Origin of the sequence: Aureivirga marina (assembly GCF_015767265.1) — a bacterium.
GTDB classification, from domain to species: Bacteria; Bacteroidota; Bacteroidia; order Flavobacteriales; family Flavobacteriaceae; genus Aureivirga; species Aureivirga marina.
The window spans coordinates 1-23638 of the sequence record NZ_JADPIB010000001.1 but is presented as its reverse complement, the minus strand read 5'-3'; the positions used below and the strand labels follow the sequence as shown (position 1 = coordinate 23638).

General features: G+C 27.8%; 22 protein-coding genes. 10 read left to right on the top strand and 12 right to left on the bottom strand.

Going from position 1 to position 23638, the window contains the following annotated elements; translation table 11 throughout:
* The first annotated feature begins 19 nt into the window (after nucleotides 1-19).
* Nucleotides 20-4330: a translocation/assembly module TamB domain-containing protein gene (locus I1A51_RS00110; RefSeq protein ID WP_196890345.1), complete on the top strand. Its 4311-nt coding sequence runs from the start codon at nucleotides 20-22 to the stop codon at nucleotides 4328-4330.
* Between the two features lie 92 nt (nucleotides 4331-4422).
* The gene (locus tag I1A51_RS00105) at nucleotides 4423-4797 is read left to right on the top strand and encodes a methylglyoxal synthase (RefSeq protein ID WP_196890344.1); all 375 of its coding nucleotides are present in this window, start codon (nucleotides 4423-4425) and stop codon (nucleotides 4795-4797) included.
* Between the two features lie 57 nt (nucleotides 4798-4854).
* Here the strand turns inward: I1A51_RS00105 and I1A51_RS00100 are convergent, their stop codons facing one another.
* A complete protein-coding gene (locus tag I1A51_RS00100) occupies nucleotides 4855-5241 on the bottom strand; it encodes a RidA family protein (RefSeq protein ID WP_196890343.1) in 387 nt (128 codons plus the stop codon).
* 15 nt (nucleotides 5242-5256) lie between these two features.
* On the bottom strand, nucleotides 5257-7872 hold the full coding sequence (locus tag I1A51_RS00095) for a putative LPS assembly protein LptD (RefSeq protein ID WP_196890342.1): 2616 nt from the start codon (nucleotides 7870-7872) through the stop codon (nucleotides 5257-5259).
* A gap of 141 nt (nucleotides 7873-8013) precedes the next feature.
* Between I1A51_RS00095 and I1A51_RS00090 the strand changes: the two genes are divergently transcribed.
* The 7 genes from I1A51_RS00090 to I1A51_RS00060 all read left to right on the top strand — a co-directional run bounded on the left by I1A51_RS00090 (nucleotide 8014) and on the right by I1A51_RS00060 (nucleotide 14497).
* Nucleotides 8014-9189 (top strand): N-acetylmuramoyl-L-alanine amidase family protein, encoded by a 1176-nt coding sequence (locus I1A51_RS00090; RefSeq protein ID WP_231373925.1) that lies wholly within the window; start codon nucleotides 8014-8016, stop codon nucleotides 9187-9189.
* A 50-nt stretch (nucleotides 9190-9239) separates the two neighbouring features.
* Nucleotides 9240-10190 (top strand): MlaD family protein, encoded by a 951-nt coding sequence (locus I1A51_RS00085; protein WP_196890341.1) that lies wholly within the window; start codon nucleotides 9240-9242, stop codon nucleotides 10188-10190.
* 91 nt (nucleotides 10191-10281) lie between these two features.
* Nucleotides 10282-11589, top strand: a complete 1308-nt coding sequence (locus I1A51_RS00080; RefSeq protein ID WP_196890340.1) for a (Fe-S)-binding protein — start codon at nucleotides 10282-10284, stop codon at nucleotides 11587-11589.
* Nucleotides 11590-11610: 21 nt separating this feature from the next.
* Nucleotides 11611-12015: an LNS2 domain-containing protein gene (locus I1A51_RS00075; RefSeq protein WP_196890339.1), complete on the top strand. Its 405-nt coding sequence runs from the start codon at nucleotides 11611-11613 to the stop codon at nucleotides 12013-12015.
* A 39-nt stretch (nucleotides 12016-12054) separates the two neighbouring features.
* A complete protein-coding gene (locus I1A51_RS00070; RefSeq protein WP_196890338.1) occupies nucleotides 12055-12834 on the top strand; it encodes a (Fe-S)-binding protein in 780 nt (259 codons plus the stop codon).
* A 121-nt stretch (nucleotides 12835-12955) separates the two neighbouring features.
* Nucleotides 12956-13591: an SPOR domain-containing protein gene (locus I1A51_RS00065; protein WP_196890337.1), complete on the top strand. Its 636-nt coding sequence runs from the start codon at nucleotides 12956-12958 to the stop codon at nucleotides 13589-13591.
* Nucleotides 13592-13594: 3 nt separating this feature from the next.
* Complete coding sequence (locus I1A51_RS00060) at nucleotides 13595-14497, top strand: 1,4-dihydroxy-2-naphthoate polyprenyltransferase (protein WP_196890336.1); 903 nt, start codon at nucleotides 13595-13597, stop codon at nucleotides 14495-14497.
* A gap of 39 nt (nucleotides 14498-14536) precedes the next feature.
* On the opposite strand, the gene I1A51_RS00055 is transcribed toward I1A51_RS00060, so the two are convergent.
* The 10 genes from I1A51_RS00055 to I1A51_RS00010 form a co-directional block, all read right to left on the bottom strand.
* Nucleotides 14537-15757 (bottom strand): tRNA modification GTPase, encoded by a 1221-nt coding sequence (locus tag I1A51_RS00055; protein ID WP_196890335.1) that lies wholly within the window; start codon nucleotides 15755-15757, stop codon nucleotides 14537-14539.
* Nucleotides 15758-15960: 203 nt separating this feature from the next.
* Entirely contained in the window at nucleotides 15961-16161 is a 201-nt protein-coding gene (locus I1A51_RS00050) for a 3'-5' exonuclease family protein (RefSeq protein ID WP_196890334.1), read from the bottom strand.
* 87 nt (nucleotides 16162-16248) lie between these two features.
* Nucleotides 16249-16500 carry a 3'-5' exonuclease gene (locus I1A51_RS00045; protein WP_196890333.1) on the bottom strand — a complete coding sequence of 84 codons (252 nt, stop codon included), beginning with the start codon at nucleotides 16498-16500 and terminating at the stop codon, nucleotides 16249-16251.
* A 25-nt stretch (nucleotides 16501-16525) separates the two neighbouring features.
* Entirely contained in the window at nucleotides 16526-17686 is a 1161-nt protein-coding gene (locus tag I1A51_RS00040; protein ID WP_196890332.1) for an ABC transporter substrate-binding protein, read from the bottom strand.
* A complete protein-coding gene (gene cobC / locus I1A51_RS00035; RefSeq protein WP_196890331.1) occupies nucleotides 17679-18245 on the bottom strand; it encodes an alpha-ribazole phosphatase in 567 nt (188 codons plus the stop codon). The genes I1A51_RS00040 and cobC overlap by 8 nt, the downstream gene beginning before the upstream one ends.
* Nucleotides 18235-18993: an adenosylcobinamide-GDP ribazoletransferase gene (locus I1A51_RS00030; protein WP_196890330.1), complete on the bottom strand. Its 759-nt coding sequence runs from the start codon at nucleotides 18991-18993 to the stop codon at nucleotides 18235-18237. Before I1A51_RS00030 ends, cobC begins: the two co-directional genes overlap by 11 nt.
* 43 nt (nucleotides 18994-19036) lie before the next feature.
* Nucleotides 19037-19948 (bottom strand): CPBP family intramembrane glutamic endopeptidase, encoded by a 912-nt coding sequence (locus I1A51_RS00025; RefSeq protein WP_196890329.1) that lies wholly within the window; start codon nucleotides 19946-19948, stop codon nucleotides 19037-19039.
* A gap of 24 nt (nucleotides 19949-19972) precedes the next feature.
* A complete protein-coding gene (locus I1A51_RS00020; RefSeq protein WP_196890328.1) occupies nucleotides 19973-21019 on the bottom strand; it encodes an o-succinylbenzoate synthase in 1047 nt (348 codons plus the stop codon).
* Nucleotides 21020-21878: 859 nt separating this feature from the next.
* Nucleotides 21879-22067, bottom strand: a complete 189-nt coding sequence (locus I1A51_RS00015) for a hypothetical protein (protein WP_196890327.1) — start codon at nucleotides 22065-22067, stop codon at nucleotides 21879-21881.
* A 74-nt stretch (nucleotides 22068-22141) separates the two neighbouring features.
* The gene (locus I1A51_RS00010) at nucleotides 22142-22831 is read right to left on the bottom strand and encodes a nitroreductase family protein (RefSeq protein WP_196890326.1); all 690 of its coding nucleotides are present in this window, start codon (nucleotides 22829-22831) and stop codon (nucleotides 22142-22144) included.
* Between the two features lie 320 nt (nucleotides 22832-23151).
* Between I1A51_RS00010 and I1A51_RS00005 the strand changes: the two genes are divergently transcribed.
* Nucleotides 23152-23638 (top strand): hypothetical protein (locus tag I1A51_RS00005; protein WP_196890325.1); only part of this gene is annotated, 487 nt, incomplete at its 3' end.

Sequence of the window (23638 nt, the reverse complement as noted above, 5' to 3'; positions counted from 1 at the left end):
AAACATTGAAAAAATTGATTTGTCGTTACTTGGAAGTGTGAAATTCAAAAACGTTCAAATCGATGATCATCATAAAGACACATTAATTCATGTTACAGAGTTGAAAACAACAATCATGAGTTATCGAAATATTCTTAATAGTAGGTTGGATTTTGAAGATGTAAATTTAAGAGGAGCTTATTTTTATATGACAACTTATAAAGGAGAAGAACAATCGAATTTAAATGTTTTTGTAGATAAGTTTAAAAGTGATAAGCCAAAAGATTCTACTTCTGTTTTCGAACTTTCTTTCACAAATATTTTCTTAAATAACGGAAATGTAAGAATCCAAAATTTAAACTCAGAAAGTAATCCGTTAACTTTTGAAAAGATTACAGGAACAATTGAGCAATTTAAAGTGGAAGGTTCAAATGTATATGGAAATCTTAGAAATGTAAGTTTGTTTGAAAATAATCGATTAGATGTTAAAAATTTAACAACAGATTTTACTTATACTAAAGAAAATATGTTGTTTAAAAATACAACTATTGCAACGCAAACTTCAGATATTCATGCAAATTTGATTTTTTCTTACGATTCAGAAGCAATGCGAGATTTTGTGAATAAAGTGAAAATCAGTGGAGAAGTGATGAATTCGAATCTTTCTCTTTTTGATTTAAATAAGCTTTATGGAGAGTTAGGGAAAGAAGATATTATTCATTTTAATACAAAATTAAACGGAACGCTAAACGATTTATTCACCACAAAATTGGTAATGTCTTCAGATAATGGGACGATGATTGATGGAGATTTTCACTTTAAAGGATTGTTTTCAAAAGAACAAGATTTTAAGATTGTGACAAACATGCGAAAAGTTGCTTCTAATTATGAAAATCTGAAAAATTTATTACCACAAATTTTAGGTGAAAAATTGCCAACAGTTTTTCAAAGTTTAGGATTTTTTGAAGTAACTGGAGAAGCTGATATTACAAAAGAATATATCGGATTAGATATTGTTCTTCAAACAGATATTGGAGAAATTGATTCGAAATTAATGATTTCGAATATTCGAAATATTGATGATGCTTCTTATAAAGGAAAAATTATTGTAAAAGATTTTGAATTAGGAAAAGTTGTCAATGATCCAAAAATTGGTCTAATTTCTTTAAATGCAGATGTAGATGGTAAAGGATTTACAATTGAAGATTTAGATACTTCGATTAAAGGAAAAATTACAAAACATCAATATTTAGGCTATACATATCGAAATATAAATATTAATGGAGAATTCAAAAAGCGTGTTTTCGTTGGTGAATTAGATGTAAATGATAAAAACTTTAAGATGAAATTCAACGGTTTGGCGGATTTATCTTTAAAAGTGTATAAATATGATTTTACAGCAAAAGTAGAGCATGCAGATTTTTATGAATTGCATTTATTTACAAAAGATACAATTTCAGAAATACGTGGAGATATTGCAATTAATGTAGAAGGAAATTCTTTTGAAAATTTAGTTGGAAGCGTAAAGTTTACCAATTCTTTTTACAAAAGTAGTTTTGATGAATATACATTTAAAGATTTTGAGGTTTCTTCTACTTTACAAGATAGTACAAGAACAATTACTATCGATTCTCCAGATATTATTGATGGAAAAATGGAAGGTCATTATTATTTCCGTGACTTGCCTGATTTGGTTTTAAATACTTTAGGAAGTAAATATTCGAATTTTAAACCTTATAAAGTAACAAAAGGACAATATTTAGATTTTACTTTTAATATTCATAGTCAAATTATCGAAGTATTTTTCCCGAAAATTAAAATTGCGCCAAAAACGACTTTAAAAGGACAATTAGATGAAGGAAAAAACTTGATAAAACTATCTTTAGATTCTCCAAGTTTGAATATTTATGATAATATCATTAAATCCATCAACTTTCAATTAGATAGTAATAACCCACTTTTCAATACACAATTATCGGTAAAAGATGTAGATTCTAAATATTATGATATTTCAAATTTACATTTAGTAAATAAAATTCTGAATGATACTTTGTTTTTTAGAACGGAATTTAGAGGTGGAAAAAACGATACAGAACGCTATAGTTTGGCTTTTTATCATACAATTGATAAAGATAATAAATCGGTAATTGGTTTTCAAAAATCAAACTTTAAATTCAAAGATAAAAGATGGTATATTAATCCGAATGCCGATAATATGAATAAAGTGATTTTTGATTTAGGAATGAAAAGTTTTGATTTTGAGAAAATTCAAATTAAATCAGGAGATCAAGCTTTGGAATTTTATGGACAAATTCAAGATTCACTTTCACAAGATTTAAATTTTAAATTTGAAAATGTTCATTTAGAAAATATCACACCAAGTTCGAAATTTTTAAAATTAGCTGGTGTCATCAATGGAGATTTAGAATATAAGAAAACCAGAAATGAATTAATGCCTCAAGCTTCTTTGTCAATTGATAATTTTGAAATTAATGATACAATTCAAGGAGATGTTAGAATTGATATTGAAGGACAAAATTCGATAAAAACCTATGAAGTTAGAGCTTCTATTGATGCGGGTTCTTATAAAAGTTTTAATGCAAGAGGATATATTGATTTTGAAACAGAAGTTCCAGAAATTGATATGAATTTACAGCTAAATAAGTTTAATTTAATTGCTTTAAAGCCTTTTGGAAATAAAATTATTTCTAATATTCGAGGATATGCATACACGAATTTAGAAATTAAAGGGCCTTTAGAAAATCCAGATATAAATGGAGGATTATTTTTAGATAAAGCTGGTGCAAAAATGGAATATCTCGGTGTCGATTATGATTTTGCAGGAACTTCTGTAATTGAATTTTACAATCAAACAATTGATGTACAAGATGTTACTTTAAAAGATACAAAAGAAGGAACAACAGGTCAGTTATACGGAACTGTTATGCATCAAAAGTTTAAAGATTGGGATTTAAATTTACATATTGACACAAAAAATATGTTGGTTTTAGATACAAAACCAAAAGAAGATAGTCGCTACTATGGAACTGGATATTTGGAAGGAAATGCACAAATTGTTGGACCTGTGGATGATTTGGAAATTAATGTAAATGGAAAAACAAAAGCAGGAACAAATTTCGTAATTCCAGTTAGTGATGTCAAAACAGTAAGTGCTTCTAATTTATTAGTTTTTAAAACAAATAGTAAAGATGAACAATCAATTGATAAGCAAAATGAAATTCTGATTGAAAGTTTAAAAGGAACAGCTTTAAATTTCAATTTAGAAATTACAAAAGATGCACAAGTTGAAATGATTTTAGATCAATCTTCTGGAAGTACTTTAAAAGGAAGTGGAACAGGAAATCTACAAATTGAAATTAATACAAACGGAAAATTCAATATGTATGGTGATTTTACTGTGGAACAAGGAGTTTATAATTTGATTTATGGTGGAATTATCAATAAACCATTTGAAGTGCAAAAAGGAGGGACAATTTCTTGGAATGGAAATCCACTTGATGCAGAAATTAATATTGAAGCGATTTATCGAGTTCTTGCAAATCCGCAACCTTTATTAGAAAATATCAATACAAGTAGAAAAGTTCCAATTGATTTGATTACAAGATTTTCAGGAGAATTATTCGATTCAACAAAAGAATTTGATATTCAAATTCCAAATTCTAGTTCGGTGGTTTCATCCGAGTTGGCATTTAAATTAAATGATAATGATCCTAATAATAAATTAAGACAGTTTATCTCTTTATTGATTTCTGGAAGTTTCTTCGATGAGGATAATTTTGGAGTAAATGGAACATTGACAGCAACAGGATATGATATTTTATCTAATATTTTGACAAACATTTTAAATAATGGAGATGAAAAAGTAAAAATTGGAATTGATTATACAGCTGGAGATAATACAGGAGATATTGATCAAATTATTGAAGATCAGTTAGGAATTTCTTTAGAAACACATATTAATGATAAAATTATTATCAACGGAAAAGTTGGTGTTCCAGTAGAATCTAGAAGAGAAACAACTGTAATTGGGGAATTAAAAGTGGAATTTTTATTAAATGAAGATGGAACTTTTAGAGCAACTGTGTTTAATCGTCAAAATGAAATTCAATATGAAGAAGAAGAAGGTTATACACAAGGAGCAGGTTTAACTTATACAGTAGATTTTGATACAGGAAGAGAATTATTGGAAAAATTAAAAATCATTAAACCAAAGGATTCTATAAAAGCAAATAAAAAGAAGAAAAAGAAGAAAAAGAAAAGTGAAATGGACGGAATTGTAGAGCCTGATATTAGAAGAAATAAAGTATTAAACTTTGAAAATGAAGAGTAAATTTAATAAGCTTAAGTTTACAAATATTTAATAAAGGAAATCTAACAATAGTCGATTAAATAGTAATTTTGGAATAAAAAATAGAAAGATTGATGGAGATAGCAATAATCGCACACGATGGAAAAAAAGCAGAAATGATTCAATTTTTAATGAATCATAAAGCGTTGATAAATACAAATCAAATTCAATTAATTGCAACAGGAACAACCGGTCAAAAAGCAATTCAAGCTGGGTTTAATAATGTAACAAGATATTTATCTGGACCAAATGGAGGAGATGCACAAATTGCTGCAAGAGTTGCTGAAGGAAAAACGAAATTAGTTTTTTTCTTTAGAGATCCTTTAGCAAAACATCCGCATGAGCCAGATATTTCAATGTTAATGCGTCTTTGTGATGTACATGACGTTCCGTTAGCAACAAATCCAGCGACAGCAAACTTATTGATGAAAGCTGTTTTTGGAGCATAAAAAAAAGGACTTGAATTTAAATTTTCAAGTCCTTTTTTAGTTTTTATATTTAAAAGATTAGCTTTTAATAGCAATCATAGAAATTTCCACATTTACACTTTTTGGTAAGCAAGCAACTTCTACAGTTTCTCTGGCTGGAGCTGCACTTTCATCAAAATAAGTTGCATAAACTTCATTAATTCGTTGAAAGTTATTCATGTCAGAAATGAAAATAGAAGTTTTTACTACATTTTCAAAAGTTAATCCAGCAGCTTCTAAAACAGCTTTCATATTTTCCATTACTTGTTTTGTTTCTATTTCAATAGAACCCATCACAAGTTCTCCTGTTTCAGGATTGATAGCAATTTGTCCAGAAGTATAAAGAGTGTTTCCAGCTAAAACAGCTTGATTATAAGGTCCAATTGGCGCTGGAGCTTTGTCTGTATGAATAATTTTTTTTAACATAATATAATTTTATTTTTAGAATAAGATTCTTTCAGGTGGTTGATTTTGATCGTATTTAAGATCACTTAATACAGAAGATTTAACTCCAATGAAGAAATAATAGGTTCTTCTTGTTCCAAATGGTACCCAGTTGAAATTAAACTTCCAACTATCTAAATCTCTAGAAAAACGAAGTTGTGTATAAGTAAAACCTTGTTCTTCAAAATCATATCCAGAAGAAAATCCAACTCCCCATTTTGGAGTTAGTTCAATATCTCCATTAAATTGTAAAGAACTTAAAAGATTACTTTCTCTAGCAGGTTTTGAATAAGTTAAAGCATAATTCACACTTAATCGCCAAGGAATTTTAGCATTGTATAAATCGACTTTTTTCTCTTCATCTTCTTCCTCTTCTTCATCTTGAATTTGATTCGAAGTATTTAAGTTTCCTCCGTAAAGTCCATCAGGATCATCAAAGTTTTCTTGAGAATTTTTAGGTGATTTTTGTTCTGGATTAAACATTTCACTAGAAAGTGAAAAACTTGTATTTAAACCAGCATTTGTCAAACGAAATAAGCTTCCTCCGTTATCAATATTAAATGTATTGATTCTTCTTCCATCTGCATTAATTGCATAAGGGTCCAAAGAAGCGTTCATGTTTAGAGATACTTTATTATTGAAAAAATTAGTTCCCATATTCACACTTACAGGACTCCAATTTAAAGAATCTGCTGCAATATTATAGCTTGTAGAAAAACTTAAATTATTAATTAAAGTAATTCTTTTGGGTTCTTCTTCAGGATCATCGGAGGCAATTTTTGCTTCCACATTATTGTTAACAGAAATTCCTATAGAACTAGATAATCCTGAGCTTGGTGATCCAAAAATTCCATTTTGAAAAGGAGAATATTCCTCTTCTTGAAAAGGATTATTATTTGTTTGAACTGTTTCATTATAAAAAGAAAAATCAGGACGATAATTGTAAGAAATACTTGGTGTAATAGTATGTCTAATCGCTTTTAATTTTCCTTTTTTAAAGTTAAAAGTTCCGTAGATTTTTGTTGATAAAGAAGTTCCAAAAGAATATTCTCTAAAAGAAGTAAATCCGTTGATCGTATCTGTTTGAACTTCATTTAAGTTTGGATCATAGCTTTTTTCAATTTGATCGAAATACCAAACTTCTTTATAAGATGCTCTTGGCGAAAGTGTAAAATAATTTAAAACTTTCATGTTTGTGTTTGCAGAAACATCGTGTTGAATTCCGAAACGAGCATCATCCCACATTTCTTTTTTAAAGAAAAATTCATCTGTTGTGTTAATTCTATTTTCTCCTCTAAAAGAATATGTAAGACCTAATTTATGTAAAGCATTTGTTTTTGAACCAGATTTTGGCTCAAAAGGATAAATACGATCCATGTTTACTTGTAATGCAGGTAAAGTCATGGAAATCGATTCTGTATTTGTATTTTGATTTTGTGTTAAAGAAACCGTCATATTAAATGGTGTTCCAACAAAATTCTTATAATAAGAAATCGACGAACTTAAAGTATTCGTTAAGAAATTATTATTGTTTAATTCATTTAAAGATTGACGATAATATTGACTACTACCTAAGTTTACAGAAGCAGAAAAACGACTGTTCGGACTTGCTTTTTGATCTTGAGAATGCGACCAACGAATGTTATAATTTGTTGCTTTCGCATAATCTGAAAGTCCACGTAAACTTGTGATTAAATTTTCATAATCGAAACTAAAGTTTCCTCTAAACTTATAACGAACTACATAATTAGATTGTGCTCTAAATCCCCAACTTCCATTGGTATAAATATCTCCTAAAAGTGTTAAATCGAAATAATCATTAATTGCAAAATAATAACCTCCATTTTGAAAGAAATAACCTTGTTGGTTGGAATCTCCCCAAGTTGGAATAATCAAACCAGAACTTCTATCTTGAGTCAAAGGAATATATGCAAATGGAATCGCTAGAGGCGTTGGTACATCTGCGATTACAAGATTTGCTGTTCCTGCGATAATTTTTTTATTAGGAATTACTTTTGCTTTATTTATATAGATATAATAATCTGGATTTTTCTTTTTTGAAGTAGTAACTTTTAAACCTCTTGCATAATATGTAGAATCATTTACTCTTTTCGCTTCTGTTCCATAAGTTAAAAGTCCTTGTTGTTCAGAATTCATCCCCCAAATTAAAGCACGACGAGTATCAAAATTAAAAATGATAGAATCTTGGACTGATTCTTGCCCTGCTTGCATAAATTTAGGTCTTTGCGTATAACCAAGGCTGTCGATATAGATTCCTTTTGCTGTGATTTCGTTTGTATTATTATTAATAATAATTTGTCCAGCTTCAATTGTCATATCTTGATACTGGATTTTTGCTTTATTATATAATAGTGTTTTATTTGTTCTACGATTAGAAACGATTTTTTCTTCAGCATAGCGATCTACGATATCTGATAAAAATTCTTTTTTTTCAGGTTGTAGTGTATCGACTAAAATTTCAACATTTTCGTTTTCTTTCAAACTATCATCTTCTTGCTGAAAAGTGGTAGGAATAAACGTTTTATTTTTTAAAAATGCTGTATTGTATGTAGATGAATTTTTAGGCCCAATTACATTAGCATTTGATTTCATTAGTCCAACTCCAATGAATATCAATATTAAAAGTGATTTATATAAGTTTGTTTGCAATGCTTTATGTACTATTTTTGTAATAATAAATTTAAGAAAACTCTATGTAAATTTTAACAGCCCAAAAATAATTAAAATATATTGATGAAATCACAACTAATTATTAAAAATTATAAGATTGCTAAACGTTTATTTTTCTGTTTGTTAGTATGCAATATACTACTAAATGGTCAAATGTTACATGCACAAAAAAAGCAATATGTAATTGTTTTAGATGCAGGGCATGGAGGAAAAGACCCCGGAAAAGTAGCATTTAGAAAGTATAAAGAAAAAGATGTCGCGTTAAAAATAACAAAAAAAGTAGGTGAGATTTTAACAAAGAATAAGAGAATTAAAGTTATCTATACAAGAAAAACAGATGTTTTTGTGGATTTATGGGAGCGAGGAAGTATAGCTAACAAGGCTGAAGCAGATTTATTTGTATCGATTCATTTAAATGCGCACACTTCTGCTGCACATGGAACAGAAACATATGTTTTAGGAGTAAATGCGAATCAAAAAAATTTAGAAGTTGCGAAAAAAGAAAATTCCGTAATTTTATTAGAGGAAAACTATAAAGAGAATTATAGAGGATTTGATTTAAATTCTCCAGAATCATTTTTAGGTTTGACTTTAATCCAAGAAGAAAATTTGGATAAAAGCTTGACAATTGCAAGTTTAGTTCAGAATAATTTTACACAAAAGTTAAAAAGAAAAAACAGAGGTGTAAAACAACTTGGGTTAATTGTTTTGCATCAAACATATATGCCGAGTATTTTGATTGAAGCAGGATTTCTTACAAATAAAAAGGAATGTGATTATTTAATTTCGGAAAAAGGACAAAATGATATTTCACAATCTATTGCAAATGCAATTATACAATATGTTGAAATGTTGGAAGTAAATTCGATTGATGAAATTACAGAAATTAAAGAAGAAAAACCTGTTAAAAAAATAGAAAAAAAAGAAGTTAAAAAGGCAAAACCAAAGGCGAAAATTAGTAAAACGAGTCTTGAAGGAGTTATTTTTAAAGTGCAAATTGCTTCAAGTAAAAATAAAATTAAGACATATTCTAGAAATTTTAAAGGATTAAAAGACATTCAAAGAGTAAAAGTAGGAAGAATTTATCGTTATTATTATGGTGAAACTTCCGACTATAAAAAGGCAAGAGAAAATTTGAAACGTGCTAAGAATAAAGGGTATAGCACTTCTTATATTATTGCTTTTAAAAACGGAGATAAGATAACTTTGGAAGAATTATTTGAAAATAAAAATAAATAAGGAAATCCGAAAAATATTAGTAATATTGCTTTAATTAAAATAATGCTATTTTGAAATTAACTAGGGAATTAAAAACAGGAATTGTATTTATGATAGTTTTAGCTCTATTTATATGGGGATATAACTATTTAAAAGGACATAATTTATTTGATGGAAGACTGAGAACATTCTATGCAAAATATGAAAATGTTCAAGGTTTAAACACTGCAAGTATTGTAACGATGAACGGTTTACAAATAGGAAAAGTCAGCAAAATAAATTTTGATCCAGAAGACAAAGGAAAAATTATTGTTGCATTTTCTTTAGAAAACGCAATTACATTTTCAAAAAGTAGTGAAGCAGTTATTGCAAGTGCAGGTTTAGCTGGTGGACAACTTATTGAAATTAAGCCAAAATTTGATGGAACTACAGCAGAATCTGGAGATTATTTACCAGGAAGAGTAGAACCAGATATTTTAGCAACAGTTGCAGAAAAATTAGAACCTTTACAAGAGAAATTATCTGTTGTTTTATCAAGTACAGATTCTTTGATTGTTGGATTAAATGATGTCTTAAATGCACAATCAAGAGTTCTTTTAAAAGATGCAATTAAAGATTTGCAAGGAACAGTTTCCAACTTCAAGAAAATGTCTTATTCTCTAAATGATATTACTAAAAAAGGAGGAGATTTAGATCATTCAATGAAAAATATTGCTTCTTTAACTTCTAATTTTGAAAAGGTTTCAGATACCATTTTAAATGCTGAACTTGGTGTTACATTTAAAAAGATGAAATCTACAATGACGAATATTGATAATTTAGTTGCAGGAATAGAAAACGGAGAAGGAACTTTAGGACAATTTATGAAAAATGATTCTTTATATGTGAATTTAAAAAATGCTTCTAAACAAATGGAAGAATTAATTCAAGATATAAAGTTACATCCTAAGAGATATGTGAATATTTCTGTATTTGGAAGAAAGGAAAGACCTTATGTTCGTCCTGCAAATCCAAATGAATAAAAAATAAATGAAGTGAAATAAAAGTAAAACAAAAGGAATTAAAATATTGTGATTCTAAATCACACCCCAAACAAAAACAAACCAAAAACAAATGCAATACATACCAAATATTCTTTTTGCTATTCTTTTAGTGGTAGGAATAGGATACTTTACAAGAAATGTAAAGAAGTTAGTTCGAAATATTAAATTAGGAAAACCATTAGATAGATCTGATAATTCAAATCTTCGTTGGAAGAATATGGCAAATATTGCCTTAGGACAATCAAAAATGGTAAGAAGACCAATTGCTGGTTTATTACATATTATTGTTTATGTTGGATTTATCATCATTAACATTGAAGTACTAGAAATCATTATAGATGGATTATTTGGTACGCATAGAATTCTTTCATTTTTAGGAGGATTTTATTCATTTCTAATCGGAAGTTTCGAGATTTTAGCTTTTATGGTTATTGTAGCAGTAACTATTTTTTGGTTACGTAGAAATGTAGTGAAATTAAAGCGTTTCTGGAATAAAGAAATGAAAGGTTGGCCAAAAGAAGATGGAAACTTGATTCTTTATATTGAAGCTATTTTAATGATTTTATTCCTTACAATGAATGCATCGGATGTGCATTTTCAAGAAATGAATGCAGGAAATCCAATTAGTAGATTTATAGCTGATATTTTACCAACAAATCCAGATACACTTCACATTATTGAAAGAATAACTTGGTGGTTACACATTGCAGGAATTTTATTCTTCTTAAATTATTTATATTTCTCTAAACATTTACACATTTTATTAGCTTTCCCAAATACGTATTATGCGAATTTAGAACCAAAAGGAAAGTTTAGAAATAATGAAACTGTAAAGAAAGAAGTAGAGATGATGATGGATCCAAATGCTGATCCATTTGCAGCTCCTGCTGAACATACAGAAGAAGAAGGAGAACCAGAGAAATTTGGTGCAAGTGATGCAACAGATTTAAATTGGGTACAATTAATGAATGCTTACACATGTACAGAATGTGGGCGTTGTACTTCTGTTTGTCCTGCAAATCAAACTGGAAAAGAATTATCTCCACGTGCTATCATGATGAAAACTCGTGATAGAATGGAGGAAATTGGAAAAAACATTGATAAAAATGGAAGTTTCCAAGAAGATGGAAAACAACTTCTAAACGATTATATTACTCCGGAAGAATTATGGGCATGTACAAGTTGTAATGCTTGTGTAGAAGAATGTCCAGTGAATATCGATCCACTTTCTATTATTATGGATATGCGTCAATATCTAGTAATGGAACAATCTGCTGCACCGCAAGAATTAAACTTAATGATGACAAACATTGAGAATAATGGAGCGCCTTGGCAGTATAACCAGATGGATCGTTTAAATTGGAAAGACGAATCATAAACAATTTTAAATCTTAAAAATATGGCAGCAAAGAATGTTATACCATCGGATTTACCCCCAAATATTAAAAATTACCTTATTGATATTGACGGAACCGTTTGCGACGATATACCAAACGAAGAATCTGAAAAAATGCGACATGCTGCCGTATTTGAAGATGCTTTAGAAACAATAAATAGATGGTATGATGAAGGTCATATCATTACTTTTTTTACTTCAAGAACTGAAGATCATCGAGAAGATACCGTTTATTGGCTAGAGCATCATGGTTTTAAATATCATAATCTATTAATGGGAAAACCAAGAGGAGGAAATTACCATTGGATAGATAATCATTCTGTACAAGCAACTCGATATCGAGGAAAGTTTACAGATTTAATTAAAAAGAATCATATAATTGAAGTTTTTAAAGATGAAGAACATTAAATTTCTTTTTCTTTAATACAGACCAAAAATACACAGACAATGAATGTACCAACTATGGCCGAAATGATGGCTCAAGGAAAACAACCTGAAGTTTTATTTTGGGTTGGATGTGCTGGAAGTTTTGATGATAGAGCTAAAAAAATTACAAAAGCTTTTGTAAAAATATTAAATAAAGCAAATGTAGAATTTGCAGTTTTAGGAACAGAAGAAAGTTGTACAGGAGATCCAGCTAAGAGAGCTGGAAACGAATTTGTTTTTCAAATGCAGGCAATGACGAATATTGAAATCATGAATGCATATGAAGTGAAAAAAATTGTGACTGCTTGTCCGCATTGTTTTAATACAATTAAAAATGAATATCCAGGATTAGGAGGAAATTATGAAGTAATGCACCACACACAATTCTTGAAATCTCTTTTAGATGAAGGAAGAATGACTGTTGAAGGTGGAAGTTACAAAGGAAAAAGAATTACTTTCCATGATCCATGTTATTTAGGAAGAGCAAATGAAGTGTATGAAGCTCCAAGAGATTTAATTCAAAAATTAGAAGTTGAATTAGTAGAAATGAAACGTTGTAGAATCAACGGATTATGTTGTGGAGCTGGTGGTGCACAAATGTTTAAAGAGCCAGAAAAAGGAGATAAAGACATTAATGTAGAGAGAACAGAAGATGCAATTGAAGTAAAACCTGAAATTATCGCAACTGGATGTCCATTCTGTAATACAATGATGACAGATGGAGTAAAAGTAAAAGAGAAAGAAGCAGAAATTGAAGTTTTAGACATTGCAGAGTTAATCGCAAATGCAGAAGAATTATAATAAGAAATTTATCGTTTTTTATTCCTAAATTAGCGTTGAAAAATGTTTTAAATTGCTTGCATACTAGAACTAAAAAAAGTAGATTTAGCAATTGAAGCTTTTCAACCCTTAATTAATAATTATGCCATACTTAGAACAGAACGAATTAGTTAGACTCAAAGATGAGGCAGCTAAAGTTAGATTACTGAATGAAAATATTGAAGAAAAAGAGGAAGAATTAGAAAAGTTTAAAAAGCAAAGAACAGCATTGATTGCAATTGCAATTATTGGAATTTTATCTTCTGTTGTTGTTTTCTTTTCATTTTCTCCGAATAATAATGAAATTGTTGATACTTATTTATTAGATAGAAATCTAGATACTGTAAACGTTGATACTTTACAGAAATATAAAAGTATCCGTTTTCAATACGAAAATTTATTAGCAAATCAACCAGAAGAGCCTGTTGAAACAACTTCAACTACACCAGAGTTTTCTTCAGCAAATTTAGAAGTGGTTTACAGTGTGCAACTTGGAGCTTATGAAGATTTCAATATTGAATTAATTTCTGAAAACTTCAGTAATGTAGCAGAGAAAAATATTAGCGGAATTAATAAATATTCTGTTGGTAATTTTCCAACGTATGAAGAAGTTTATACTTTAAAGCAAGATTTAATCAAATTAGGATTTAAAGACTGTTTTGTTATTGCACAATCTTTTGGAAAAGACATTGATGTAAGAGAAGCTTTAGCTTTAAGTGGAGAAGAAGAAAAATATTAAAAAATGGCATCAATTAAAGACTGGGTAAGCGCTGCAAGATTGCGAACTTTACCACTGTCTGTGTCAGGAATTATATTAGGTAGCTTTATAGCAGCTTCTAATGGTTATACAAATGCAGGAATTGTGATTCTTGCATTATTTACAACTATTGGGTTTCAAGTTCTTTCTAATTTCGCAAATGACTATGGTGACGGTGTAAAGGGAACAGATAATAAAGATCGAATCGGACCAGAAAGAGCACTTCAATCTGGAGCGATTTCTCCAAAACAAATGTTGAAAGGAATTATCATTAGTATTGTAATTTCTGCAATTCTTGGTTTAAGTCTGATTTACATCGCTTTTGGAAAAGAAAATTTCCTATTAACATTAATCTTTATTGTATTAATTGTTGCAAGTATTATTGCCGCAATGAAATATACAATGGGAAAAAATGCTTACGGTTATAGTGGGCTTGGTGATATTTTTGTTTTTATATTTTTTGGTTTATTAAGCGTCTGTGGAACTTATTTTCTTTTTACCAAAAATCTAAATTGGACAATTTTCTTACCTGCTATTTCTGTTGGATTATTAAGTACTGGGGTATTGAATTTGAATAATATGAGGGATATAAACTCTGATAAAAAATCAAATAAAAATACATTGGTTGTAAAATTAGGTTCTGAAAAAGCAATTTCATATCATAAATTTTTAATACTTGGAGCATTGATAACCGCTATTTTATATTCAATTTTAGAATATAAATCGCCATTTCAATTTATTTTTATCCTTGCATTTATTCCGATTATTAAGCATTTATTAAAAGCAATAAAAACGAAAAAACCGAAAGATTTCGATCCAGAATTGAAAAAATTAGCTTTAAGCACTTTTCTATTTTCAATTTTGTTTGGCTTAGGTTTAATCATATAAAAAACTGAAAAAAGCATCCAAATTTGGATGCTTTTTTTATTATAATAATGTGTAACCTAAAATTATTGAAATAGTTTGGTCTTTACCTTCCCAACTAATATATTCTCTTAGAAAGTTTTTATTTCCATAAATACGAACTTCTCCACTAAATTTATCATATAGCTTTAACCCAAATCCACCTCCAAAAGTTGTTGCACTTTTAGGTTCTAAATTAGGCCTAACGCTTGTTCTTTCTTTAAAATTAATAGAAGAATTAAAATGAATATCATGTGATAAAAAAGCATTGATGAATAATTTAGAGTTTTTATTCAAAAACATGTAATGTCTTAAACCTAAATTCAATTCTAAAGCAGTCATTTTGAATTCAATATTGTCATATTCAATATCCACTGTGTCACTTCCTGTTTTTAAAATTGGATTTAAAAAAGTAGACCATTTAGAATTGTTAAAAGGCAAAATAATTTCCGCTTCTAGACCAAATTGAAATCTATTTAAATTTGAAAAATCAATATCTATATATTGATTCCTATAAATATAATAAGCTCCTTTAATACCTGTATTTGAGATTTTAAAAGAAGGTTGAATATTTAAGTGAAATTTTGTTTTTGTTTTATTCTCTATTTTAGAGAATTCTTCTTCTTTCTCTTTACCACAAAAATTGTAGTCTACAAATAATTTTGAAAGACTATTTGTAGTATAAACAGCATTTTCAAGTTTTGAAATTTTAATGTCATCACAAATCAAATATTTTTTTAATTGCTGTTTATAATAATTATTCTTTCTAAGAATTGAAGGATTTTTTGGTGTTCTGAATCTTTTGTAAACCAATTGTGTTATAGGTAAATCTTCTTTTTCAATGAAAAATCTAACTAAACCTGTTTCTGTATATACATACAAATTAGCTTTTCCTTCAACAATTAATTTTAAGAATAAAGTTTCTTTATGAAATCTAGGGTTTCTTTTATGATCTAAATAAGATAAATTATCAGATGATTTATCAATTTCTACTTCAAATCTTCTACATGTTGAAAGATCTTTTCCTCCAAATTCTTTTACATTTTCAATTGATTGCGTATTAATTTTTCCTTTTTTAGTAAACTTATATTCAAAGTTTATAGGAGAGTTTTTCCAATCAACATCTTTAATTAAGCATTCTTTTTTTTCTCCATTGTTATTTATAAAATATCCTTTTTTAAAAGTTATTTGTCCGTACATGTTAATAGTACAAATAAACAATGCCAATAATAATTTTAATTTCATATTTAATTTATTAAAAATAGTTGGCGAATTTAGTAATAGTAACTAATTCTGAAAAATAAAATAAAATATGTAATTTTATAAGTTAAATAAATAATATAGTTTAAGTTAAATATGTAATTTTATTATAATTTAAATGTTATAGAATTATTTATTTTGGTTATCTACTTAAATATAAATATGAAAAAAAATATTCTAGAATTAATTTAAATCTCCCAAGAATCGAAATATTTCAAGAAAATTTTATTAATATTCCTTGCATCATCAATTCCTCTATGATGTGTACCATCTAAAGAAAATCCTTCTTTTAATAAAGCTCCTTTCATTCCCATGTTTCTTTTCGCTCCACTTACTGAAGTATATTGATGTTTTAAACTAATGTGATTTGAAACCCAATGATAATTCAAACCTTTCGTTTTTGATTCATATTCTAATTGATTTCTATCAAAAAATCCCCAAGAACATAATACATATTCTTCTGAATTTGTTCCAATTCAATTTTTAAAATTTTCAATTGCTTCTTGAAAATATGGCGCATTTTCTACATCTTTTTGTGTAATAGAAGTCAGTTTTGTGCAAAAATCACTTAAAATAGGTTCTTTACTAGGCTTAACAAATTGTTCAAACTCTGAAACAATTTCTTTGTTTTCATTGACCATAACAGCGCCAATTTCAATTACTTCATTTTTTCTTCCGTTTGCTTTTTCCCAACATGTAGCTTCTAAATCGAAGATAATGTATTTCATATTATTTTTATTTTTTGGTTAATTTTTATTCATTTTTTAATGGTTCAAAAAAAGTAAATTTATAATCTTGTAAAGTTTCAGGATGTGCAATTTTTACAATATCTTTTAAAATTAAATCTGGACGTAACATTCCATACTCATAATAAAGTAAACCTCCTGTTTCACCTTTTTTTGTACCAAAAGAATAGACTTTTTTATTTTTAAATGCATCAAATTCTGTATAATGTTTATTTGAATTTTGCATTTCTGTATATGTTGTAAAATTACTTGCTCCAATCCATAATTCAGCATGTTTTGCTTTATCTAAGACAGTTTCAAAGTTTAAAGATAAACTTCCAGTTCCCGTTGAATTTTTCCATAAATAATCTGTATTTGCATCTTTAAAAAACTGTGCAACATAACTCTGTCCTGCTGGTAAATTCCAAATATCTTTATACATATGTCCAGAAAGAATTGTTGGAATAGTTTTAGATTTTTTAGCAATGTTTTTAGCAAAAATATATTCCTTTTTAATATTTTCAAATGTTTTATTAGCTAAATCACTTTCCCCATAAAGAGCTCCAAAAAACTTAATCCATTCTGCTTTTCCTAAAGGAGTTTCTTCTAACCAATCTCCATTTAAAAGAATCGGAATTCCTGCTCTTCGAATTGTTTTATAAGATTTAGGTTCATTATCTACCATAAAACCAACTAAAATATCAGGAGAAAGTTCAAGAACTTTTTCACTATTCAATTCTGCTTGATTTCCAATTTCAGCAATAGAACCAGCATCAATTAAGGATCTTGTTCTTTTAGAAGAAACATAAAAAGTGTGAGGAAAACCAACTAATGAACGTTCTTTGTTTATAGCTTCTAACATTGGAATATGTGTTGTTGAAGTCACAATTATTTTCTCAATTGGAATTTGAATTTTTTGGAAATCCTTCCAATTTTCAGGAATTTCAACTCCTTTTTTTGCTAAGATAAAAGATTCTTGTTTAGAAGATTTAGGAGAAGTAATGGTTAATTTTTGAACATTTCCAACAGTTTCAATTTGAAATCCTTTTGCATGTTCAATATTTGAAGTTACAACATTATTTTCTTGAGATTGTATTGTTTTATCTTCCTTTTTTTTACTCTCACAAGCAATAGAAATAGAAGAAATTAAAATAGATAAAAAGAAATATTTTAAAACTTGTTTAATCATTTTTTTTGGGGTTAAAATTGGTTGAAAATTTCCCATTTTCATAAAATATAGAAATGACGCTTCCAAAGGGAATATCAAATGTAAAAGAATCTTTTAATTTTAAATCTGTAATATGTGCTAAAATACTTCGAATGACACCTGAATGTGTTACAAAAATTGCATTTTCATTTTTTGAAATGATTGTATTTAAAAAAGAAATAACTCGTGTGTATAATTCGATATAAGATTCACCATTAGGAACTTTTACATGTACAAAATCTTGCATCCAAGCTTCACTACTTTCTCGTGGAATAGAGTTCCAAGGTTTCATTTCCCAATCTCCAAAATTCATTTCTAATAAACTTTTAGAAATTGTAAATTCTGGGTTTATTTTTTCAGCTAAATATGTACATCTTTTTAAAGGACTAGAATAAACTTTAAAACCAGAAGAAGAACCTAATTTTTCTAATACAATTTTCGCTTCTTCATTGAATGTCTTTTTTAAAGGAATATCACTTTGTCCATAACAAATTCCTTTCCCAATATCTGGTGTTGTATGTCGAATTAGTTTAATTTCCATAAATTATTACAAGTGTAAGATAAAATATAATTTCATTGATTTGTTGCGCAGCTCCGGCACAATCTCCTGTTTGTCCACCAATCCACTTTTTATAATATTTACCTAATAAAAAAGTAGAAATAAACATTGGAATTAATACAAAAAAGACTTTATAATTTTGAAATAAAAGCAAGCTTCCAATTCCGAAAATTGCATTAATAAACAAAGAAGAAAAAGGCATTTTATCCGCAGAAGGTTTCACTTTACTTTTATCAATATCTTGTACATATGGTAGAAAATAAATTATTCCTGTAGCAAAAAATCTACTAATTGTATGTCCAGAAATGATTGTGAAAATTATAATTGTTTCAGGTAAATTAGAAAGCGTTAAAAATTTTAAAGCTAAAATTCCAACTAAACCAACTGTTCCATAAGTTCCAAGCCGAGAATCTTTCATGATTGTTAAAATCTTCTCTTTTGTCCAGCCTCCACCAAAACCATCACAAACATCAGCAAATCCATCTTCATGAAAAGCACCAGTTACCCAAATAGATCCAATCATACTGATTAAAATCGTAATAGAAATTGGAAATAAAAAGCTAAAACCATAGAATATAATTGCTGAGATTCCACCAACAATTAGCCCGACTAAAGAAAAATAACGAGTGCTTTTATTTAAAATTTCGCTAGAATGATTAATCCATTTTGGACAAGGAATTCTTGTGAAAAACATTAAAGCTGTGAAAAAAATATCTATTTCTTTTTTCATGAATTAATTTTATAATTAAGAGATTTTAAAACAAGATTTTTGTTTAACCTATTAATTTTTTTTGCCAATTTTTCCAACCATATTTTTTAGAAAATATAAATAGAAGTAGAGGGTATAAAATAAAAACAGGAAGGAAAGTATCAATTCCAAGAGAAGGCTCGGCATTGTCAACAAAAAGAGCGTCTGTTTGAAAAACAGTCCAATTTGCTGTGACATAAACAGAAGCAAGAATATTATTTATAGCATGCATTCCTAGAGCCAATTCTGTTCCATTATCCATTAAAGTAACAATTCCAAAAAACAATCCAGTTCCAATATAATATACCATTATCAAGTTCCCAACTTTATCAACTTCTGGATTTGCAATATGAAGTAAACCAAAGATTACTGAGGTTATAATTAAAGCGAAAAAAGGACTTTTGGATAATATTCCTAACCCTTGCATTAAATAACCTCTAAAAAGTAATTCTTCAAGAGAGGTTTGTAAAGGAATTAATAAAATGGAAATGATTAATAAAATGAAAAAAGGACCAGCTTGAAAGTTCCAGGTATAATTTTCAGGAGCTAAAAAAATACCAATTGAAATAGTAATAATTGTAATGATTCCCCAAATTCCGGCACCAAAAAAGAAACGTTTCCAATCCATTTTTTTTCTAGCAGTTATAATACTAGTCATTGTTTTTTGATGGATAAATTTTATGCAAAACCATAATAGTAATAAACCAACAATAAAGGTTATGAGCATTAAAATTAAATAAACGTTTTTATTAATATCTAAACTTGCGAAATTATCGACTGCTGCATTTGAAAAATTTTGAAAATCACCAGCTTCGATAAATGCAACAATTACTAAAGGAATTGAACCAAGTTGAGTTCCTAGCATAACAATTAATATTGTTGCAACATATCGCCACCATTCATTTTTTCCTAATTTTCCAGTTTGTATAAAATTCATTTTTTTCTAATGTTTCTGTTGTTTTTAATTAAAGAATAAATCTTCTAAATGCCAATTTTTAGTAGTATTGTAATGTAAAGAACCGTTTTTTACTTCTAAAGGAGAAGCAATATTATTTGTAAAAAGTCCTCCAGTTCCAAGACCTTGCGGCATTTTATTTTGTAAAGAATATGTGTATTGTGCAATTGCATTTAAGCCAATATTACTTTCTAAAGCAGAAGTAATCCACCAACCAATATTGTATTTTTCCGCATATTCAATCCATTCATTTGAACCTTGAATTCCACCAACTAAACTTGGTTTTAAAATAATATATTGCGGTTGAATTTCTTTTAAAATAATTTCTTTTTCTTCTTTAAAAAACACACCGATTAAGTCTTCATCTAAAGCAATTGGAAGTGGAGTTTCTTTACAGAGTTTAGCCATTTCAATCCATTGTTCTTGTTTGATTGGTTGTTCGATAGAATGAATTTCCAATTTTGATAAACGATCTAGTTTTTTCAATGCCTCCTCTGGAGAAAAAGCACCGTTTGCATCTACCCGAAGTTCAATATCATATACTGAAAAATTAGAACGAATACTTTGTAATAAATCGATTTCTGTATTAAAATCAATAGCGCCAATTTTCATTTTTATAGTAGTAAAACCAGCTTTTATTTTTTCTTCGATTTGTTTATTCATGAAGTTTTTATCACCCATCCAAATCAAACCGTTGATATTTATAGCTTCTTTCCCAGTTGTAAAATTTGAAGGAAAAAGAGAGAACATATTGTTGTTATCAAAGGATAAAAATGCTTGTTCAATTCCAAATTGAATAGAAGGAAATTCATATAATTCTTCTAATAATTTTTCTTTTCCCAATTGAATATTCTCACAAACCCATTGTAATTTTCTTTCATAATCTGGTCGATCATCGGCACTCAAACCTCTAAAAACAGCACATTCTCCGATTCCTCTTTTTTCATTATCAATTAAATAAAGAAAATAGGTTTCTTTTGTTCGTAAAACTCCACGAGATGTTCCGCTAGCTTGTTTAAAGTTTAAAATGTATTTTTTATAAATTGCTTTCAAAATCTGTTTATTTTTTAGCTAAAATAGCTTTTTATCTGATAAAGTATTTGAGAATTTGTTACAAAAATAAATAGCTTTTTAAAGTATGTTATTCCTTTTAAATTCAGATGAATTATTTAATGTTTTTTGAAGAATCTATGAAGAAAATGGAAAAAAAATCTGAAGGATTTAAAATATTTAATTTTTTTATTAAAAATTAAATGCTTTCTAACAGTTTTGTATTTAATTATTTTGTAAATTAAAATGAAGATTATAATAAAATAATTTTTTTCAAAAAAATTAAGAAATTACCAATCGAGACTAAACTTAACCAAACTAAAAACTCTAGTAAATTTTACTAGAGTTTTTTTGTAGAATATATCACTAAAATATATCTAAGGTTTAAAATGGTTTGAGTTTAAATAAGATATTTATAGATATTGTAATATTTGATTTTTGTTACTTTTTTAAAACTCTTTTTTAGAAAAAGTATTGTATCAAAAATCAATTCTTTTTTTAAAAAATAATTTATAGAAAGAAAAAAGTTGCTTTAAATAAGAGTATTAAAGCAACTTTAAGGCGAAAGAAAATATCAATTACTTAGAGTAATTTGTATACATATCACGTTAATTTATTTAGCTTTCACGAGTTTGATTTTGCTAGACTATATTTTGTTTAACATTCACGAATCATTATAAATCAAAAAGGCAGAATCAATATTTTTATTTATTTTTTAAAAAATGTTTAATAGTGTTTTTTATAAAACACTTGAAAAATAAAATTCCCTACCTTTTTAAATAAAAAAGTTGCTTTTATCCTAAATTAGATAAAAACAACTTTAAATTTTGATACTTAATTTTTATTCAACAATGAAATTTAATCACTTTGAATATTTTGCAGAATTTTTAAAAGAAATAGTTTTTTCTTCTTTTAAATTTAGTTGAAATTTCCATTCTATTTGTCTAGAATCTATTGTTTCTGTTCCAGAATTTTCTTCTTCCAATTTTATAGAAATATCTGAAATTTTCGAAATAAGAATTTGATTGTAAATTGCAACTTGAATTAGCATTATTTTTGTTTTTTATTTCCTTATCAACTTACTTACGAATTTTATTGAATAAAAGTTTCTCTTGAGAATAATTTTTAATAATAAACGGCAATTTCTTCTAAAGGTTTTCTTTCAATATTTGGAACATAAACTTCTTCTGCTTCATAACCAATTGGAAGTAATAAAAAAGGTTTTTCATTACTTGGTCTGTCTAAAATTTTAGTTAAAAAATTCATTGGACTAGGAGTATGTGTTAAAGTTACTAATCCAGCATTATGTATTGCAGAAATTAAAAAACCACATGCCAAACCAACGGATTCGTTAACATAATAATTTTGTAGCTTTTCATTATTTTCGCCAAACTCAAAAGTTCTTTTACAAACAATAATTAGATAAGGAGCAGTTTCTAAAAAAGGTTTGTTTGGATCTGTTCCAAGGGGAGCCAAATCTTTTCGCCATTGATCGCTCATTCTGCTAGAATAGGTTTTTCTTTCTTCTTCTTCTGCTGCTTCACGAATTTGCTTTTTAATTTCTGGATTTGAAACAACACAAAAAGTCCAAGGTTGTTTATGTGCACCAGAAGGTGCAGTAGAAGCAGTTTTGAGAATATTATTAATAACTTCTATGGGAATTGGTTTGTCTGAAAAATGACGAACCGAACGTCTTTCATCCATCCATTCAAAAAAAGATTTACTTCTTTCTTTCATTTCTTCTTCGTCATATTGTTTGTGTTTATAACGAATATGTTCATATCCTTCTAGAAGAATTTTATCTTTAGTTATCATAAAATGTTTTTTTGGTTTGTTGCTCTAAAATTAAGATTTATTTTTTAGAGTCTTTTTTTTAATAATTTTCTTACATATTTATGAATGAAAAATAAAAAATAACGGTCTAAACGTTATGTTATTTTTAATAGATATTTAAAATGATTGTAGTTCAATAAATTACAAAATGAATTGTATTCATGATATTTTAAAACAAATTCTAGTATTTTTATAAAACACTCAAAATAAGGGTTTTATGTTTTAAAAGAGAATATTAAATGTTAAAAAAATAACAAAATGCAGTTAAAGTTTGTATATTTGCATAAAAATATTATATTAATATGAAAAAAATTGTTTTAGCAGCATTTTCTTTTTTTGCTTTTACATTTAGTATGAATGGCCAACAATCTTCAGATGAAAGGGAGATTGAAGTAACTTTAAATGTAGAAGTTAATAATGATCAAGACCAGACAGGAGCTGTTGGTATTGGAAATATTGATACTGATAAATGGGCTCAATTGAGATATCGTACTTATAGTCCAAATACTAGAGTGAATGGTTTAGGGTTTTACTATTACAACAGTAATGCATTTACGATTATCAATGAAGAAGGAGATAATACATCTGCAATTGTTTTAGGTGATGCAGGAGTAGGAAATACGAACCATCATCATACTTTATTTGGAGTTTCTTCAAGTGTAGGAACTGTTTGGACACCTCGCTTTGAGATTGACACAAACGGAAAGGTTGGAATCGGAATGAATGGTCAAGATTTAAATGATTTATTAGAAGTTAATGGACAGATCAGAGCAAAAGAAGTTTTGGTAG

What these genes read in the sequence shown, in the direction of transcription:
- I1A51_RS00105 (WP_196890344.1), top strand. Translation starts at nt 4,423, where the DNA reads ATGGAGATAGCAATAATCGCACACGATGGAAAAAAAGCAGAAATGATT.
- I1A51_RS00100 (WP_196890343.1), bottom strand. Translation starts at nt 5,241, where the DNA reads ATGTTAAAAAAAATTATTCATACAGACAAAGCTCCAGCGCCAATTGGA.
- I1A51_RS00095 (WP_196890342.1), bottom strand. Translation starts at nt 7,872, where the DNA reads ATGAAATCAAATGCTAATGTAATTGGGCCTAAAAATTCATCTACATAC.
- I1A51_RS00090 (WP_231373925.1), top strand. Translation starts at nt 8,014, where the DNA reads ATGAAATCACAACTAATTATTAAAAATTATAAGATTGCTAAACGTTTA.
- I1A51_RS00080 (WP_196890340.1), top strand. Translation starts at nt 10,282, where the DNA reads ATGCAATACATACCAAATATTCTTTTTGCTATTCTTTTAGTGGTAGGA.
- I1A51_RS00075 (WP_196890339.1), top strand. Translation starts at nt 11,611, where the DNA reads ATGGCAGCAAAGAATGTTATACCATCGGATTTACCCCCAAATATTAAA.
- I1A51_RS00070 (WP_196890338.1), top strand. Translation starts at nt 12,055, where the DNA reads ATGAATGTACCAACTATGGCCGAAATGATGGCTCAAGGAAAACAACCT.
- I1A51_RS00065 (WP_196890337.1), top strand. Translation starts at nt 12,956, where the DNA reads ATGCCATACTTAGAACAGAACGAATTAGTTAGACTCAAAGATGAGGCA.
- I1A51_RS00060 (WP_196890336.1), top strand. Translation starts at nt 13,595, where the DNA reads ATGGCATCAATTAAAGACTGGGTAAGCGCTGCAAGATTGCGAACTTTA.
- I1A51_RS00055 (WP_196890335.1), bottom strand. Translation starts at nt 15,757, where the DNA reads ATGAAATTAAAATTATTATTGGCATTGTTTATTTGTACTATTAACATG.
- I1A51_RS00045 (WP_196890333.1), bottom strand. Translation starts at nt 16,500, where the DNA reads ATGAAATACATTATCTTCGATTTAGAAGCTACATGTTGGGAAAAAGCA.
- I1A51_RS00040 (WP_196890332.1), bottom strand. Translation starts at nt 17,686, where the DNA reads ATGATTAAACAAGTTTTAAAATATTTCTTTTTATCTATTTTAATTTCT.
- cobC (WP_196890331.1), bottom strand. Translation starts at nt 18,245, where the DNA reads ATGGAAATTAAACTAATTCGACATACAACACCAGATATTGGGAAAGGA.
- I1A51_RS00030 (WP_196890330.1), bottom strand. Translation starts at nt 18,993, where the DNA reads ATGAAAAAAGAAATAGATATTTTTTTCACAGCTTTAATGTTTTTCACA.
- I1A51_RS00025 (WP_196890329.1), bottom strand. Translation starts at nt 19,948, where the DNA reads ATGAATTTTATACAAACTGGAAAATTAGGAAAAAATGAATGGTGGCGA.
- I1A51_RS00015 (WP_196890327.1), bottom strand. Translation starts at nt 22,067, where the DNA reads ATGCTAATTCAAGTTGCAATTTACAATCAAATTCTTATTTCGAAAATT.
- I1A51_RS00010 (WP_196890326.1), bottom strand. Translation starts at nt 22,831, where the DNA reads ATGATAACTAAAGATAAAATTCTTCTAGAAGGATATGAACATATTCGT.